Raw genomic sequence first — 15,890 nt, 5'->3', positions numbered from 1 at the left:
TAAACGGGGCGAAGGAAAAAGGCCTGCGCCTTACTTCTTGTTTTTCGCCAGCCAGTCCTGCTGTTCCTTGGTCAGGAACTTGGCCCATTCATCGGCGACCTCCTTGGCCGGCTTCTGGCCGAGCAGCACTTCCTGAAAATTCTTGATCGCCACCTGATCGACGAAGTTGCCGAGATTTTCCAGATGGGTCGGCGGCGTCACCATTTCGTACTTCGAGCTGTCGTTGAGCTCGGTGAACCAGCCCTTGAACTGCTCGGTCTTGAAATGCGCGTCCTGGTCGGCGCCGTTGTGGATCGGCACGACGCCGACTTCCTTGGCCCATTCCAGATTGTCCTTCGGCGACAAAAGCGTCGCCATCAGCTTCCAGGCTTCGTCCTTGTGCTGGGAGTTGGCGAACATCGCCCAGCCGGCATAGCCCAGCGTCGGATAGGATTTGCCGCTCGGGCCGACCGGCAACGGCGCAACCGCGAAGTCGTCGGCGCTCATCTTGTCGGCGATGCCGAGCAGCGCGTCCGGGTCCTGGTTGAGCATGGCGCAGGTGCCGGAATAGAAGCCGGTCACCGTTTCGTTGAAGCCCCAGCTCACGGAATCTTTCGGCGCCAGGCCGTTCTTGTACATGTCGGCCAGCATCTGCAGGCCCTTGACCGAGCCTTCGTCGTTGATGGTCGAGACACCGTCGTCGGTGAAATAGCCGCCCTTGCCGTCGGCGATGTTCATGAACATGTGCATGCCGTTGAAGGCGCCGGGCCCGCCGCGCAGGCAGTAGCCATATTTACCCGGGATGGCCGAGATCTTCTTGGAATCGGCGACGAACTCATCGAGCGTCGCCGGCGGACCGTCGAGACCAGCTTCCTTGAACAGCTTCTTGTTCCAGAACAGCGCGTTCACATAGTAGCCGTAAGGGATCATGAACTGCGTGTTGTTGACGGTCGAGCCGAACTGCTTGGCGCGGTCGCCGAGCGTCTTGGCGTCGTCCCACTTGGCCATGTAAGGGCCGAGATCCTCGAGCTGGGCATTGTTGGCATAGAGGCCCATCCAGCGTTCCGGCATCTCGACAACGTCGGGCGTATCGCCGGCCTGCACCATGGTGAGGAACTTCTCGAAGGCCTGGCCCCAGGGCAGCGAGACCACCTCCACCTTGATGCCCGGATTGGCGGTCTCGAATTCGGCGATCTGCTTCTTCAGGAATTCGGTGCGCGGCGGGCTGGTGATGACTTCGACCAGCTTGATGGTGGTGTCGGCCAGCGCGCCGCTGGCGGAGATCGCCAGGCCGGCTACGGCGGCAAGCATGAAGGTCGGTCTTTTCATGTTCAGGACTCCCATTTTTGATCCATTATTTTTTTGACTTGTCGAAGGCCTGGGCGATGTCGGCCCAGAGGTCCTCGACATTTTCCAATCCGACATTGAAGCGGATGGTTCGGGGGCTGACGCCGAAGCGCGCCATCGAATTGATGCCCGGCGTCTGCTCGAGCGAGGCCTTGGCCGGCACGACCAGGCTTTCATGGCCGCCCCAGCTGACGCCAATGCGGAAGAACTTCAGCGCATCGACGAAGGCAGGGATGTCGACATCCTCGGTGACCTCGAAGGAGAACAGCCCGGCATAGCCGGCAAGCGTCTTCTTGCCGGGGTGGTTCGAATAGGCAGGATGGTTGACTCGCTCGACCTTGCCATGCGCCTTCAGCCGCTCGGCAATCGTAAGTCCGCTCTTCATGTGATGCGGCAGGCGCAGCGGCAGCGTGCGCAGCCCGCGCAGCAAGAGCCAGCCTTCGAAGGGCGACAGCTTGCCGCCAAGCTGCGAATAGGTCTGCTCGTTGATGTGCTTGATATGGACGGCGGAGCCGGCCACCACGCCGGCGACGGTGTCGCTGTGGCCGCTCAGATATTTCGAGGCCGAATGCAGCACCAGGTCGACGCCATGCGAAATCGGCTTCTGGAAGACGGGGGTGGCCCAGGAATTGTCGATGGTGGTGACGATGCCCTGCTCCTTCGCAAGCCGCGTCAGATGCTCCAGGTCCTGCAGCTCGAACATCATCGAGGTCGGACTTTCTAGGTAGAGCAGCTTGGCGCCGGGAAGTGCCGCGGCAACCGCGTCGGGATCGGAGCCGTCGACATAGTCGACCTTGATGTGCAAGCGCGGGAACAGCCGCTCGAACAGGCGGTAGGCGTCGCCATAGCAGTTGCGCACGGCAACCATGCGCTCGCCGGCGCCGACAAAGGCAAGGACCGTGGCGCTGATGGCCGCCATGCCGCTGGAAAAGCCGCGCGCGGCCTCCGCGCCTTCGAGCGCGGCGACACGTGCTTCGAATTCCATCACCGTCGGGTTGTCGCCGCGCGAATAGATCGGCTGCTTTCGCCGGCCGGCGAAGGTGTCGGCCATGTCGGCATAATTGGCGAAGGTGAACAGCGAGGTCTGGTAGATCGGCGGCACCACCGCGCCGCCGGGAAACGGATCGTCATGCGCCAGCAGCGTCGCCGCCTCGCCGAGATAATCGCCAGCTAGGGGGGCCGGGTCGAAGGTGTTGGGCTGCTCGTTCATCTGCGGTCCGAAAGTTTGAGGTTGGCAGCGCCGCGCTTCAAATCGTCCTCGACGGTGGCGATGAGTTTTAGCGCCTCGGCACGAGCCCCATCGGGGTCACGCGCGGCGATGCAATTGAAGATGGTCCGGTGATAAGGAAAACTGGCATGGCCGAAATCGCGCACGCCGAGCGGATGCTCCCAGAAGCGGTGGAACAGCTCGTGCATGGCACTGATGATCTGCTCGAAGAGCGGATTGCCCGAGGCGCGGTAGACAGCCTGGTGGAATTCCCAATCCTCTTCCGAGGACATGCCGGCGCGGGTGCGGAAAGCTTCTTCCATGATGTCGAGCTTGCGCTCGATCTCGGCGATCTCGGCCTTGCCGGCGCGAATGGCGCAAAGCGCCGCCGCCTCGGCCTCCAGCGCGCGGCGAATCTCCAGCGTGCGCATCAGGCCGGCGAAATCATTGCCGCCGGCCAATGTCAGCGGCATGTGCAGCATGTCGGGCGAGACGGCGGCCTTGAGATAAGTGCCCGAGCCTTGCCGCCGTTCGACGAGACCGAGGCCTTCCCAGCGCGTCAGCGCCTCGCGCACCGTGTTGCGGCTGACCTTGAGGCGTTCGGCCAGGATGCGCTCCGTCGGGAGTTTTTCACCGGGGCCAAGAGCCTCCTGCCGCACGAAGCCCACCAACGCCTTCAGAACCGCGTCGTCGCGGGCCGTGGTCTGGATGGGAGGCAGGAAATCGGTCACGCCGGCCAAGCCTAAAATGGTTCAATGGTCCAACCAATTTCTGCACAGAGCGGGAGACGTGTCAACAGTCGAAATGAGCTGGGCTGAACGGCGCGGATATGCGCCATCCAGCCCCGCCGTCTCAGGCGCGGATGCGCGCCGGCATGGGCTGATACGCAACGACCTGGAGCGGAGCTTGAAGGGTCCTATGTGACCTCAGCCTCTCGTGGACAGATTTCCGCGACCTTCGACACGGCAGATCCCTCGTCGCACTGCATGACATAGCGGAGGCGGTCGCCGGCGAGCTCGATGCGGGCCATCGTCAGCCCTTGATGCCGGGTCGCGATGTTTTTGAGTTCCCGCGGCATATCAATGGTTCATGGCTTGCTTCAGGGGTGGTGAAGCACGCTCAGGCCTCCATCCGCGACGAGGCAGGCGGCGTTGATGAAGGGACACTCGTCGGAGACGAGAAAGACCGCCGCCATGGCGATCTCCTGCGGTGTGGCGATGCGCCCACCCGGATGCAGCGCCAGCGTCTTGGCGCGCGCGGCCTCCGGATCGTCGAAGCTGTTCCAGTAGTCGAGCGCCTTCTGCGTCTCGACATAGCCCGGCGCCAGCGCGTTCACGCGCACGCCCTGGCCGGCATATTCGAGCGCCAGCGACCTGGTCAGGCCGAGCAACGCGTGCTTGGCGACGGGATAGGGGAAGGTATGCGGGATGATGGTGAAGGCGTGCGTGGAGGCGATGTTGAGAATCGCCCCGCCGCCCTGCCCGATCATCCCCGGCAGCGCCGCCTTGGCGCAGTGCCAGGCGCCTTTCACATTGACGTCGAGATTGCGCGTCCAGTCATCCTCGGTGGCCGCGAGCGGCGTCGAGAAGACGTTCATGCCGGCATTGTTGATGACGGCGTTGACCGGGCCGATGGCCTTCGTCGCCGCCTGCATCGCGGCGTCGATTGCCTTGGCGTCGGCGATATCGGCCGCCGCATGGGCGACCTTGCCCAAACGGGCAGCGCTTTCAGCAAGCAGGTCCGCGTCGCGGTCGACGAGGAACAGCTCGGCCTTCTCGCACAGGCAGGCTTCGGCGATGGCGTAGCCGATGCCTTGCGCCGCGCCGGTGAGGAAGATGCGTTTTCCCTTCAGACGTGCCATCAGCGCCGGCCCAATGCCGAGGAACGCAGATTGTCGAGCAGGACCGCCAGAAGCAGGATCACGCCCCTGACGATATATTGGTAGAAGGCCGGGATGTTGAGCAGGTTCATCGCGTTCTCGGCGATGCCCATGATCAGCACGCCGACGATGACGCCCGACATCGTGGCCCTGCCGCCCGCAAGCGAGACGCCGCCGAGCACGCAGGCCGAGATCACCGACAATTCGAGCCCGACCGCGGCGTTGGGCTGGCCCGAGGTGATGCGAGAGGCAAGCAGGATGCCGGCGATGCCGCAGACCACGCCCTGCAGCGTGAAGATCCAGATGCGCGTCCTGTCGACATTGACGCCGGCAAGGCGCGAGGCTTCCGGATTGCCGCCGATGGCCAGCGTGTTCTTGCCGAAGACGGTGCTGTTGAGCACGAAGCCGAAAATGGCGAAGAGCACCGCCAGCACCCAGATCGGCGTCGGTATGCCGAGCAGCTTCGACAAGGCAAGCTGGTAGAAGTCCGGGCTGTTGATGCCGACGGCGCGGCCGTCCGACGAGATCAGCGCAAAACCGCGCACGATCTGCATGGTGGCCAAGGTGGTGATCAGAGCATTGATGCGGAATTTGGCGATGACGACGCCGTTGACCCAGCCGACGACGGCGCCGCAGGCGATCGCCGCGATAAGGCCAAGCAGGATCGAACCTGTGGCGTTCGAGGCCATCACCGCGACCATGCCGGCAAAGGCTACGATGGAGCCGACCGACAGATCGAAGTCGCGCGCGGCGAGGCAGAACATCATCGTGCACGCGACGATGCCGACGGTGACCACCGATTGCAGCAGGCCCAGCATGTTGCGGTCGGTGAGGAAGTTCGGCACCAGCAGCGACACCAGCGCGAAGGCGACGATGAAGATCACGACGAGGCCCTGCTCGCCGAGCAGTATCTTCTTGAACCGGTCGGTCATGGCGGGTGTCCTCAGGATGCGATCGCGTCGGGGGTTTTCTTGTCTGGAAGGGCCGCGGCCAGGATTGCCTTTTCGGCGAACTGGTCGCGCGTGAGCTCGGCGCTGATACGCCCGCCGCACATCACCAGGATGCGATCGCAGATGCCCATCACTTCCGGCAGCTCGGAGGAGACGACGACGATCGCCATGCCGTCCTCGGCGAGCTGGTAGAGCAGCTCGTAGATCTCCGACTTGGCGCCGACATCGATGCCGCGCGTCGGCTCGTCGACGATCAAAACGCGTATGCCCTGCTCGGACAGCCAGCGGCCAAGGATGACCTTCTGCTGGTTGCCGCCGGACAGGTTGACGATGTCCTGCCTGCGCGAAGGCGTGCGCACCTTGAGCTTCTTGATGAAGGTTTCGGCCGTCGCGATCTCGCTGGCGCGGCTGAGCACCCCGAAGCGCGTGTGATGGCGCCTGGACGAGATGTTGATGTTTTCCTCGATCGAGCGGCCCTGGATGATGCCGTCATGCTTGCGGTCCTCGGAGCAGAGCACAATGCCGGCGCGGATCGCGTCATGCGGGCTGGCGGCGGCAATCACCTCGCCGTCGACGGCGATCGTGCCGCCCGAGCGCGGATCGGCGCCGAAGACCAGCCGCATCAGCTCCGAGCGTCCGGCGCCGATCAGGCCGAAGAAGCCGACGATCTCGCCGGCGCGAGCTTCGAAGCTTGCCGGCGTCCGCAATCTGGCGCCGCTCAGATTATCGGCCTTGAGGCGAACCTCTCCCGGATTTCGCGGCCGAAAACCCCAGATGTCGGAAATCTCGCGACCGACCATTTCGGCAACGACCTGATCGCGCGTCACATCTTTCAGCGATGCGTGATGCGCGGCGAGCTTGCCGTCGCGCAGCACCGTCAGGCTGTCGCAGAGGCGGAACACCTCGTCGAGGCGGTGCGAGACATAGATGATGACCTTGCCCTCGCCGCGCAGCCGGTCGATCAGCTTAAACAGGATCTCGCTTTCGCGTGAGGACAGCGACGAGGTCGGTTCGTCGAGCGCGATGACGCGGGCGTCGAGCATCACGGCCTTGGCGATCTCGACCATCTGGCGTTCGCCGATCGAGAGCGTCTTGACCTTGCGGCGCATGTCGATGTCGATGCCGGCCGACTTCAGCTTGGCGCCGACATCGTCGAGCATGCGGCGGCGGGCGATGACGCCTCCGCTCGCCGGAAACCGGCCGAGGCTGAGATTTTCGGCGACGGTCAGCTCGGGCACCAGCTGCAATTCCTGATGGATGACGATGACGCCGTTGTCGAAGGCATTCCTGGTCGAGGCATAGGCCTGGACCTTGCCGTCGATGCTTATCTCGCCGGCATCGGCATGCTGGTCGCCGGACAGGATCTTGATGAGGGTGGATTTGCCGGCGCCGTTCTCGCCCATCAATCCGTGCACGGCGCCCTTTTCGACGCCGAACGACACGCCGGACAGAGCCCTGACGCCCGGATAGGTCTTGCTGATGTTGGAAAATTGGAGAAAGGACACGGCCTAGATCCTTGAGCATGCCAAACGGGCGGCAGCATCAAGCCGCCGCCTGTTTGTACAGGGAAGGCTATTCGATGCCGAGGTCCTTGCGCACCTTCTGATAGTCGTCGCGCTTGGCCAGCGCGCCGGCGGTCAGCGTCAGCTTCGCCGGCTCCTTGTTGTTGGCGATCCATTCATACATGTTCAGCGCCGTCTCGTAACCATGGCGCTTCGGCGAGATGATCACCGTGCCAACGAAGCCGGTCGCGGCCGGTTTCTTGAACTCATTGATCGCCGATTCCGCGCCGCCGATGCCGACGCCGATCATGCCGTCGGCCGGAATGCCGACGCTTTCGGAAGCGCGCACGGCGCCCAGCACCGCCTCGTCATTGAGGCCGAAGGCAATCCACTTCTTGATGTCGGCATGGGCATTGAGCACCACGGTCGCGGCATTGAGCGCGGCTTCCGTGTCGGTCTTGGCCTGCGGTGCGTCGAAGATGTTTTCTGCCTTGAAGCCGGCGGCCTTCAGCACCGAGATCGCGCCTTCGACGCGGTCGACGGCGGTCGGCAGCTGGTCATAGGAAACGCGGATCGCGCCGACCTCGTCCATCTTCCAGCCACGCGCCTTCATCTCCTCGAGGATGGCCTGACCCACCGCCTCGCCGATCTTGGTGGCGGAGATGCCCATATGCGGCACGTCTTCGAGCGGCTTGCCGTCGGCGCCGACGAGGCGATCGTCCACCGTCATCAGCTTCAGATTGTTGGCGGCCGCCTTGGCGACGATGCCCGGGCCGAGCTTCACATCAGGCGTGCAGACGACGAAGCCTTGCGCGCCCTGGGCGCCGAGATTGTCGATCGCCGACATCAGCTTCTCGCCGTCTTCGGCACCGATCTTGACGAGAGTGAAGCCCTTTTCCTTGGCAGCCTGGTCAGCGAATTTCCATTCGTCCTGGAACCAGGGTTCCTCGGGCTGTTTGACAATGAAGCCGATCTTGGTGTCCTGCGCATAGGCAGACGCGATTGTCGTGACCGACAAGACGGCGAGAGCGCCCGCGACGAGCGCGGTTTTCAAAAGTCGCATGTTTACCTCCCAGCGAACGGCCGGGCGCCGAGCCCGGGCCTCCCGTCATTAATCAATTTCATCATACACGTCAATTGATCTGGTATGATAAATGATTTAAATAGTCCGCTCAGTAGCGCTGGCGCAAATCACCGGTATCCGCTAAGGCCGGGCCGAGCGCGCGCAAACCAGGGTTCGCTGCCTTGGAGGAGGGGCTGAGGTGAACGAGACACCGAAGAAGGCTGACGAGGCGACGGAGGAACGCGAGACGGCGCGTCGCCCGCGCGTCATGCCGGATGTGACAAGAGCGCTCGCCTCCGACATTTTCTCGGGCCGCTATCCGGCCGGATCGTCGCTGCCGACCGAGAACGATCTCGGCATCGAATATGGCGTCAGCCGTACCGTCATACGCGAAGCCCTGAAGGTGCTGGCGGCCAAGGGGCTGGTGCTGTCCCGGCCACGCGTCGGCACGGTCGTCTGCGACCAGGACAAATGGAACATCATCGATCCGCAGGTGCTGGCCTGGCATGCGCCGCATGCGCTGGACGACAAATTGTTCGACGCGATCCTCGAAACCCGCCGCGCCATCGAGCCGCTGGTCGCCGAACTCGCGGCAACGCGCGCGACGTTGCAGGAGATCGCCGACCTCGAAGCAGCCTGGCAAGGCATGGCCGGCGCCGGCGAGGACCTGACGCAATTCTCGCGCTCCGACATCGTCTTCCACCAGATCGTCTATGGCGCGAGCCACAACCCGATCTTCCGCCAGATCGGCAAGCTGATCGACACGGCGCTGCTGTTTTCGCTGGAAGCCACGGCGACGATCTCGCCGGTCAGGCGCAGAGAAGCGGCGGCGGCTCACGGCGAGGTGGTCGAGGCGCTGCGCATGCGCGACGCCGTGGCTGCGCGAAACGCGGCCAACAAGATACTCGATCTCGCCGCGCGCGACCTCGTCAGCGCCAAGAAACTGAAAAACAACTGAGACCGGCCGACCGCATGAAGATCACCGCTTTGACCACCTATATCGTTCCGCCGCGCTGGCTGTTCCTCAAGATCGAGACCGATGCCGGCATCAGCGGCTGGGGCGAGCCGGTGGTCGAAGGCAAGGCGCTGACGGTCGAAGCGGCGGTCAAGGAACTGGCCGACTATCTGATCGGCAAGGATCCGCGTCTGATCGAGGATCATTGGACGGTGATGCATCGCGGCGGCTTCTATCGCGGCGGGCCGATCCTGATGAGCGCCATCGCCGGCATCGACCAGGCGCTGTGGGACATCAAGGGCAAGGCGCTCGGCGTGCCGGTGCATGAATTGCTCGGCGGCAAGCTGCGCGAGACGATCAAGGTCTATTCGTGGATCGGCGGCGACCGGCCGGCCGAAGTCGCCGCCGGCGCCAGGGATGTCGTGGCGCGCGGCTTCCAGGCGCTCAAGATGAACGGCACCGAGGAACTGCAGATCGTCGACAGCCATGACAGGATCGATGCCGCGGTCGAGCGGGTTGCCATGGTGCGCGAGTCGGTCGGGCCCGATATCGGCATCGCCGTCGATTTCCACGGCCGCGTGCACCGGCCGATGGCGCGTATCCTGGTCAAGGAACTGGAGCCCTACCGGCTGATGTTCATCGAGGAGCCGGTGCTGAGCGAAAACCGCGAGGCGCTGAAGGAGATCGCCGCGCTCGGCTCGACGCCGATCGCGCTCGGCGAACGGCTCTACAGCCGCTGGGATTTCAAGTCGGTGTTCGAGGAAGCGGTCGTCGACATCATCCAGCCCGATCTGTCGCATGCCGGCGGCATCACCGAATGCCGCAAGATCGCGGCGATGGCGGAAGCCTATGACGTGGCGGTGGCGCCGCACTGTCCGCTGGGACCGATCGCGCTGGCCGCGTGCCTGCAGCTCGACGCCGTAAGCTACAATTGCTTCATCCAGGAGCAGAGCCTGGGCATCCACTACAATGCCGGCAACGACCTGCTCGACTATGCCGCCAACAAGGATGTCTTCCGTTACGAGGATGGCTATGTCGCCATTCCCGACGGCCCGGGCCTGGGGGTCGAGATCGACGAGGATTATGTGAAGGAGCGCGCCAAGGAAGGGCATCGCTGGCGCAACCCGGTCTGGCGCCACAAGGATGGTTCGTTCGCCGAATGGTAAGCCGGGCGCCGAGTGGTAAGCCGGCGAATTTTTCGTCACCCAATAGCTTATAAGACCACCGCCGCGGGTGTGATCGCGGCAAGGCCGGCTTCTGTCAGTGCATAGATGCCGCGCTCGGCGCGGGCGAACCAGCCATAGTAATTATGCTGCAGGATGGTCGCGGCGCGCGGCGAAAGCGCCTTGAGGTCGCGCGGCCGTTTCGGACCGTCGGCCATGGCGGCGGCGCAGGCCAGCGCCTCCTGCCGGTAGGCGGTCATGATCGGCTTCCTGCGCGTGCTGCCGCCGACGGACGGATCGCCCTTGCGGCGGTGATGTTCCTCGACCAGGCGCGAGCGCCGCCTGGGATCGCGGCGCGGCGGCAGGGCGGCGGGACTGAGCAGCAGCTCGACCTCGCCCTTCTTGCCGACGCCCAGCAGACCGAAGCCGAGACGGCGGCACAGCGCGCGGAAGCGGCGGTCGTGCTCCCTGCCCTTGCCGCGCGCCGACATCAAAGCAGCCAGCCAGACCTCGTCACAGGCCGCCGCGCGGTCGACGGCTTGCAAAACAAGCTCGAGGTTGAACTGCAGCTTCAATTCGCAAATGACGACAACCGGCGGCTCGCCGGCGCGGACGCCGACCACGTCGCAGCCGCCGATCTCGCCCTTGACGGCGAAATCCATGCTCTCGAGGAACCGCTTCACCGGCTCGTAGAGGGATGTTTCCTGCATGCGACAGGCATAGCCGATTCGCGGCGGTCCGGTCGCGTGCCTCGGCACGGTTTGCAGCGCCGATGCTTCAGGCGCGATGCAGGTAATCCTCGATCGACTGAGCCTTCATCTCGATCGAGAAACCGGGCGCAGCCGGCGGCATATAGGCGGCATCGCGGATCACGCAGGGTTCGAGGAAATGCTTGTGCAGATGGTCGACATATTCGATGACGCGTCCGTCCTTGCTGCCTGACACGGCGACATAGTCGATCATCGACAGATGCTGGACATATTCGCAAAGGCCGACGCCGCCGGCATGCGGCCAGACCGGCAGGCCGAACTTAGCGGCGATCAGCAGCACCGCCAGCACCTCGTTCAGCCCGCCCATGCGGCAGGAATCGATCTGCACGACGTCGATCGCATCGCCGGCGATGAACTGCTTGAACATGATGCGGTTCTGGCACATCTCGCCGGTCGCGACCTTGATCGGCGCGATAGCTTTGCGGATCTTCGCGTGGCCGGCGACGTCGTCGGGGCTGGTCGGCTCCTCGATGAAGAAGGGCTTGGCGAAGGCCAGGTCCTTCAGCCAGTCGATCGCCTGGTCGACCTCCCAGACCTGGTTGGCGTCGATCATCAGATAGCGGTCCGGGCCGATGACCTCGCGGGCGATCCTGAGACGGCGGATGTCGTCGGCGCGGTCGCGGCCGACCTTCAGCTTGATGTGATTGAACCCATCGTCGACCGCTTCCTGGCAAAGACGCCTGAGCTTGTCGTCGGGATAGCCGAGCCAGCCGGCCGAGGTGGTGTAGCAGGCATAGCCCTCGCGCTCGAGCGCGGCGATGCGCTCGGCCTTGCCGGCCTCGGCCTTCTTCAGGATCGCCAGCGCCTCTGTCGGTGTGATTGCGTCGGTGAGGTAGCGGAAATCGACGATGCGCACGATCTCTTCCGGGCTCATCTCGGCGACCAGGCGCCAGACCGGCTTGCCGGCCTCCTTGGCCCAGAGGTCCCAGACCGCGTTGACCACGGCTCCGACTGCAAGATGCATGGCGCCCTTGTCCGGGCCGATCCAGCGCAGCTGGCTGTCGCCGGTCACATGGTGCCAAAAACGGCCTGGGTCCTCTTTCACCCAGTCGAGCTCGAGCCCGACGACGCGGTGGCGCAGCGCTTCGATCGCCGCGCAGCAGATCTCATTGCCGCGGCCGATGGTGAAGGTGAGCCCGTGGCCTTTCAGCGATGGGACATCGGTGTCGAGGATGACATAGGCGGCCGAGTAATCCGGATCCGGATTCATCGCGTCGGAGCCGTCGAGGCTTTGCGATGTCGGGAAGCGCAGGTCGAAGGTTCTGAGGTCCGTGATCTTGGTCATGCCTGCCTCTTAACTGGGCTGCCTCGTAGCTGGATTGCCGCCGCCGCTGGCTGCCGGAACGGCCTCAGATCGACCAGCCGCCGTCGATGTTGTAAGCCTGCCCGCTCGTGTAGGTCGCACCGGCCAGATAGACCGCAAGGTCGGCGATCTCGTCGGGCGTGCCGATCCTGCCCATCGGCTGGCGGGCGATGAAGGCGGCGCGGGCCGCCTCGTAGTCGCCCTGCGCCTGCATGCGGCCCTGAAGCGAGGGGCTCTCGACGGTACCCGGGCAAATGGCGTTGCAGCGTATGCCCTTGGCGACATAATCGGCGGCAATTGATTTTGTCAGACCGATGACCGCGGCCTTGGTCACGCCATAAGCAAAACGGTTCGGCACGCCCTTCGGGGCGCCCGCCACCGACGCCATGTTGATGATCGAGCCATCGCCGCCTTCCAGCATGCCGGGCAGCACGGCGCGGATGGTGCGGATCATGGCGCGCACGTTGAGATTGAAGGCGAAGTCGAGATCCTCGTCCTTCATCTCGAGGATCGAGCCGGCATGGACGAAGCCGGCGCAGTTGAACAGCACGTCGACGCGGCCGATTTCGGCAAAGGCGGTTTTCACCGCATCGTCGTTCAGCACATCGAGTTTTCGCGCCGCAATGCCGGGCGTCTTGCTAAGTTCGGCTAGGGCCGCCTCGTTGATGTCGGTGGCGTGGACGATGGCGCCGGCCTTTGCGAAAGCCAGAACGCTTGCCCGTCCAATGCCCTGCGCGGCCGCCGTGACGACCACGACCTTGCCTGTGATATCAGCCATGTTCTTTTGTCTCCGTCTTCAGCCGGGCCGTCGCTCGACGATGTAGATGTGATCCGCCGCCAGCACGACCTCGTCGCGCTGGTTCAAAACCTCGACACGCTCGATGACACGTCCGGCGTTTGGCCGTTTCGGGTCGTCCTCCTTGGCGGCGATGGTGGTGCGCGTGCGGATCGTGTCGCCGATGAAAACCGGCTTGATGAAGCGCAGCCGGTCGTAGCCGTAGGAGAAGGCGGCGGGATTGATCACGCTTGCCGTCAGGCCGACGCCGACCGAGAAGACCAGCGTGCCATGCGCGATGCGCTGGCCGAAGGGCGTCGTCTTCATGAACTCGGCGTCCATGTGATGCGGAAAGAAATCGCCGGTGTGGCCGGCATGGACGACGAAATCGGTCTCGGTGATCGTGCGGCCGCTGGTGAGGCGCGACGAACCGATCTCATAGTCCTCGAAATAAGTGGTCTGTTCCATGACGCGCTTCTACGGCTTTGCGGCCAGCGGCGTCGCCGGCGCGGCACTCGATTTATAGGCGGCCTCGACCAGCGCCATGGTGTGCCAGGCGTCCTCGACGGAGCTGACCAGCTCGGCATCTTCGCCGGACGCGAAGCGCTGAACATTGGCCATGCGGCCGACAAATGCATCGGGGAACCATTCGCCGGCGAGCGGCACGGTGACCCACTCCGACCCGCCTTTCGGATAGATTTCCAGAACATCCGGCTCGCCGCGCGGATAGTCGAGGTTGAGGCCGAGCTTGACATAGGCCGCGCCCTCGGTGCCGCAGATGCGGAACTCGCAGGCCTGGTAGCGGCGGCCGAACTTGTGGTCGTGGTTGATCGACAGCCCGCAGCGCACCGTGTCGCCATAGTCGAGGATGGCGCTGGTGCGGGTCTGCGCGACCTTGTGGTTGGGATGGCCGAGCGTCTTGGCATGCACACCCAGCGGATTGCCGAGAAGCTGGCGGATCAGATCGAGATAATGGATCGAATGCATGGCGATCTCGACGCGCGGCGCCTTGAGCAGGAATTCCCACAACTGCCAGGGCGTGTCGAGCGCCAGAAGCGCGTCGAAATCGACGACCTCATCCAGCCAGCCCTTGGCGATGGCGTCCTTCAGCGCCAGCATCATCGGCGCGAAGCGAAGCTGGAAATTGACCGCGGCCTTCAGGTGCTTGGCGCGGCAGATTTCGAGGATCTCGGTCGCCTCGCCGAGATAGTTGCCCATCGGCTTCTGGATCAGCGCCACCGCGCCGTCCGGCAGGGCCTTCAGCACCTCGGCATGTCGGCCTGGCGGCGTGGCGAGATCGAAGATCGCGTCCTTCACCGCCGCTGCTTCCTCGACCGAACGGAACGCCGTCACGCCCCATGTCTCGGCGAGCTTCCGCGCCTTGGCCTGGTCCGGATCGTAGAGGCCGGAAATCGGGAAACCGCCCTTGCGGTAGGCGGGAAAATGCGCGTCGTCGACGATCGAGCCGGCGCCGAAGGTGACGATCGGACGCGGCTTCGACGGTTTCGGCCAGGACTGCGCCAGCGATGCCGGATCGAAGGCATCAGTCATGATGGAAGACCTCGTCCATCGACGCCCACCACTCGCCTTCCTTGCGGGTCGGCAGCGGCTCCTGGCAAGGCATGCAGACCGCCCACCATTCCTGCGTCTTCGGATCAGCCGCCATCTTGGCCATGTCGGCGGCGTAGTCGGTGCCGTGATATTCGAAATAGGAGAAAAGCAAGTTCTCCGGCCGCTTCAGATAGATCGAATAGTTCTTGATGTTGCAGGCCGAGATCATGGCGAGAACATCAGGCCAGACAGCAGCGTGAAGGCGGACATATTCCTCGACCTTTTCGGGCTTCAAGCCCAGCACCATTCCCATGCGCTGCATATCCGCCTCCCTATTTCACGATCGCCGTGGTGAATTCGGCGATGCTTCTTGCCTTCACGGCGTCCCAGTCCCAGTCGATGCCGATGCCGGGCTCGCTGGGCGCCAGCGCATGACCGTCCTCGATGCGCATCTTGGCGCCCGTCAACTCATCGAGCTGCGGAATATACTCGACATATTTGCCGTTCTGGATGGCGCAGACCAGACTGACATGCAACTCCATCAGGAAATGCGGGCAGACCGGCATATCGAAGGCCTCGGCCGCATGGGCCACTTTCAGCCAAGGGGTGATGCCGCCGATGCGGCCGACATCGACCTGGACGATGTTGCAGCCGCCCTTCTGCATGTACTCGCGAAAGTGCCTGATGGAATAGAGCGATTCGCCGACGGCGATCGGCGTCGGCGTCGAATTCGACAGCCGCACATGGCCGTCGATGTCGTCGGCCGGCAGCGGCTCCTCGATCCAGGCGAGGTCGAGCTCGCGCAGCCGCTCGGCGCGGCGGATCGCTTCGTCGACGGAAAAGCCCTGGTTGCAGTCGGTCATGATCTCGTAGCCGTCGCCGACCGCCTTGCGCACGGCCGAGAGCCGCGCGACGTCCTCGGAGCCGTGTGGCTTGCCGATCTTGACCTTCGAGCCGGTGAAGCCTTTTGCCTTCGCAGCCAGCGCATCGTCCACCAATGCCTGCGTCTCGATATGGAGCCAGCCGCCTTCGGTGGTGTAGAGCGGGCAGCGGTCCTTGGCGCCGCCGGCGAGCTTCCAGAGCGGCAGGTTCTGTTTTCTCGCCCGCAGGTCCCAAAGCGCCGTGTCGACCGCAGCCAGCGCTATCGCGGTGATGGCGCCGATGGTGGTGGCGTGGGTGGCGAATTCGAGATCGTGCCAGATCGCCTCGATCTGGTCGGCGTCGCGGCCGATCAGGCGCGGCGCCAGATGGTCGGCCAGAAGCCGCATCACCGAGGAGCCGCCGGTGCCGATCGTATAACTGTAGCCGGTGCCCGACGCGCCGTCGGCATCCGTAATGGTGACGATCGGCGTCTCCTGGCTGACGAAGCTCTGGATCGCGTCCGTGCGCTTCACCTTCGGCACGAGGTCGACCATGCGCAGTTCGATTTTCTCGATTTTCGCCATG

Annotated in this window: 16 protein-coding genes; 2 read left to right on the top strand and 14 right to left on the bottom strand. The window is 64.1% G+C overall.

What is annotated here, in order from left to right; genetic code table 11:
- Nucleotides 1–30 precede the first annotated feature (30 nt).
- The 7 genes from FJ414_RS13015 to FJ414_RS12985 all read right to left on the bottom strand — a co-directional run bounded on the left by FJ414_RS13015 (nt 31) and on the right by FJ414_RS12985 (nt 7,927).
- Nucleotides 31–1,308, bottom strand: a complete 1,278-nt coding sequence (locus FJ414_RS13015) for a sugar ABC transporter substrate-binding protein (protein ID WP_140644782.1) — start codon at nt 1,306–1,308, stop codon at nt 31–33.
- Between the two features lie 25 nt (nt 1,309–1,333).
- Complete coding sequence (locus tag FJ414_RS13010; protein ID WP_140644781.1) at nt 1,334–2,536, bottom strand: PLP-dependent transferase; 1,203 nt, start codon at nt 2,534–2,536, stop codon at nt 1,334–1,336.
- Nucleotides 2,533–3,264 (bottom strand): FadR/GntR family transcriptional regulator, encoded by a 732-nt coding sequence (locus tag FJ414_RS13005; protein ID WP_140644780.1) that lies wholly within the window; start codon nt 3,262–3,264, stop codon nt 2,533–2,535. The genes FJ414_RS13010 and FJ414_RS13005 overlap by 4 nt, the downstream gene beginning before the upstream one ends.
- Before the next feature lie 368 nt (nt 3,265–3,632).
- Complete coding sequence (locus tag FJ414_RS13000) at nt 3,633–4,397, bottom strand: SDR family oxidoreductase (RefSeq protein ID WP_140644845.1); 765 nt, start codon at nt 4,395–4,397, stop codon at nt 3,633–3,635.
- The gene (gene araH, locus FJ414_RS12995; protein ID WP_140644779.1) at nt 4,394–5,344 is read right to left on the bottom strand and encodes an L-arabinose ABC transporter permease AraH; all 951 of its coding nucleotides are present in this window, start codon (nt 5,342–5,344) and stop codon (nt 4,394–4,396) included. Before araH ends, FJ414_RS13000 begins: the two co-directional genes overlap by 4 nt.
- A gap of 11 nt (nt 5,345–5,355) precedes the next feature.
- Nucleotides 5,356–6,867, bottom strand: coding sequence for an L-arabinose ABC transporter ATP-binding protein AraG (araG, locus tag FJ414_RS12990; protein ID WP_140644778.1), 1,512 nt, complete (start codon nt 6,865–6,867; stop codon nt 5,356–5,358).
- A gap of 67 nt (nt 6,868–6,934) precedes the next feature.
- Complete coding sequence (locus FJ414_RS12985; protein ID WP_140644777.1) at nt 6,935–7,927, bottom strand: arabinose ABC transporter substrate-binding protein; 993 nt, start codon at nt 7,925–7,927, stop codon at nt 6,935–6,937.
- A 268-nt stretch (nt 7,928–8,195) separates the two neighbouring features.
- Between FJ414_RS12985 and FJ414_RS12980 the strand changes: the two genes are divergently transcribed.
- Together FJ414_RS12980 and dgoD are read left to right on the top strand one after the other, a co-directional pair.
- Complete coding sequence (locus tag FJ414_RS12980) at nt 8,196–8,885, top strand: FadR/GntR family transcriptional regulator (RefSeq protein WP_140644844.1); 690 nt, start codon at nt 8,196–8,198, stop codon at nt 8,883–8,885.
- Between the two features lie 14 nt (nt 8,886–8,899).
- Complete coding sequence (gene dgoD / locus FJ414_RS12975) at nt 8,900–10,048, top strand: galactonate dehydratase (RefSeq protein ID WP_140644776.1); 1,149 nt, start codon at nt 8,900–8,902, stop codon at nt 10,046–10,048.
- Between the two features lie 47 nt (nt 10,049–10,095).
- Here dgoD and FJ414_RS12970 read toward each other — a convergent pair whose 3' ends face one another.
- The 7 genes from FJ414_RS12970 to FJ414_RS12940 form a co-directional block, all read right to left on the bottom strand.
- Nucleotides 10,096–10,755, bottom strand: a complete 660-nt coding sequence (locus FJ414_RS12970; RefSeq protein WP_140644775.1) for a DUF2161 family putative PD-(D/E)XK-type phosphodiesterase — start codon at nt 10,753–10,755, stop codon at nt 10,096–10,098.
- A 67-nt stretch (nt 10,756–10,822) separates the two neighbouring features.
- Nucleotides 10,823–12,100, bottom strand: coding sequence for an L-fuconate dehydratase (locus tag FJ414_RS12965; protein WP_140644774.1), 1,278 nt, complete (start codon nt 12,098–12,100; stop codon nt 10,823–10,825).
- Between the two features lie 64 nt (nt 12,101–12,164).
- Complete coding sequence (locus tag FJ414_RS12960; RefSeq protein ID WP_140644773.1) at nt 12,165–12,896, bottom strand: SDR family oxidoreductase; 732 nt, start codon at nt 12,894–12,896, stop codon at nt 12,165–12,167.
- Nucleotides 12,897–12,914: 18 nt separating this feature from the next.
- Nucleotides 12,915–13,361, bottom strand: coding sequence for a MaoC/PaaZ C-terminal domain-containing protein (locus FJ414_RS12955; protein WP_140644772.1), 447 nt, complete (start codon nt 13,359–13,361; stop codon nt 12,915–12,917).
- Between the two features lie 9 nt (nt 13,362–13,370).
- A complete protein-coding gene (locus FJ414_RS12950; RefSeq protein ID WP_140644771.1) occupies nt 13,371–14,444 on the bottom strand; it encodes a Gfo/Idh/MocA family oxidoreductase in 1,074 nt (357 codons plus the stop codon).
- Nucleotides 14,437–14,766 (bottom strand): L-rhamnose mutarotase, encoded by a 330-nt coding sequence (locus FJ414_RS12945; protein WP_140644770.1) that lies wholly within the window; start codon nt 14,764–14,766, stop codon nt 14,437–14,439. Before FJ414_RS12945 ends, FJ414_RS12950 begins: the two co-directional genes overlap by 8 nt.
- Nucleotides 14,767–14,776: 10 nt before the next feature.
- Nucleotides 14,777–15,889: a mandelate racemase/muconate lactonizing enzyme family protein gene (locus tag FJ414_RS12940; RefSeq protein ID WP_140644769.1), complete on the bottom strand. Its 1,113-nt coding sequence runs from the start codon at nt 15,887–15,889 to the stop codon at nt 14,777–14,779.
- Nucleotide 15,890 lies beyond the last annotated feature (1 nt).

Source organism: Mesorhizobium sp. B3-1-6 (genome assembly GCF_006439555.1).
GTDB lineage: Bacteria > Pseudomonadota > Alphaproteobacteria > Rhizobiales > Rhizobiaceae > Mesorhizobium.
The sequence above is the reverse complement of the archived record's forward strand: the minus strand, read 5'-3'. Positions and strand labels throughout refer to the sequence as shown.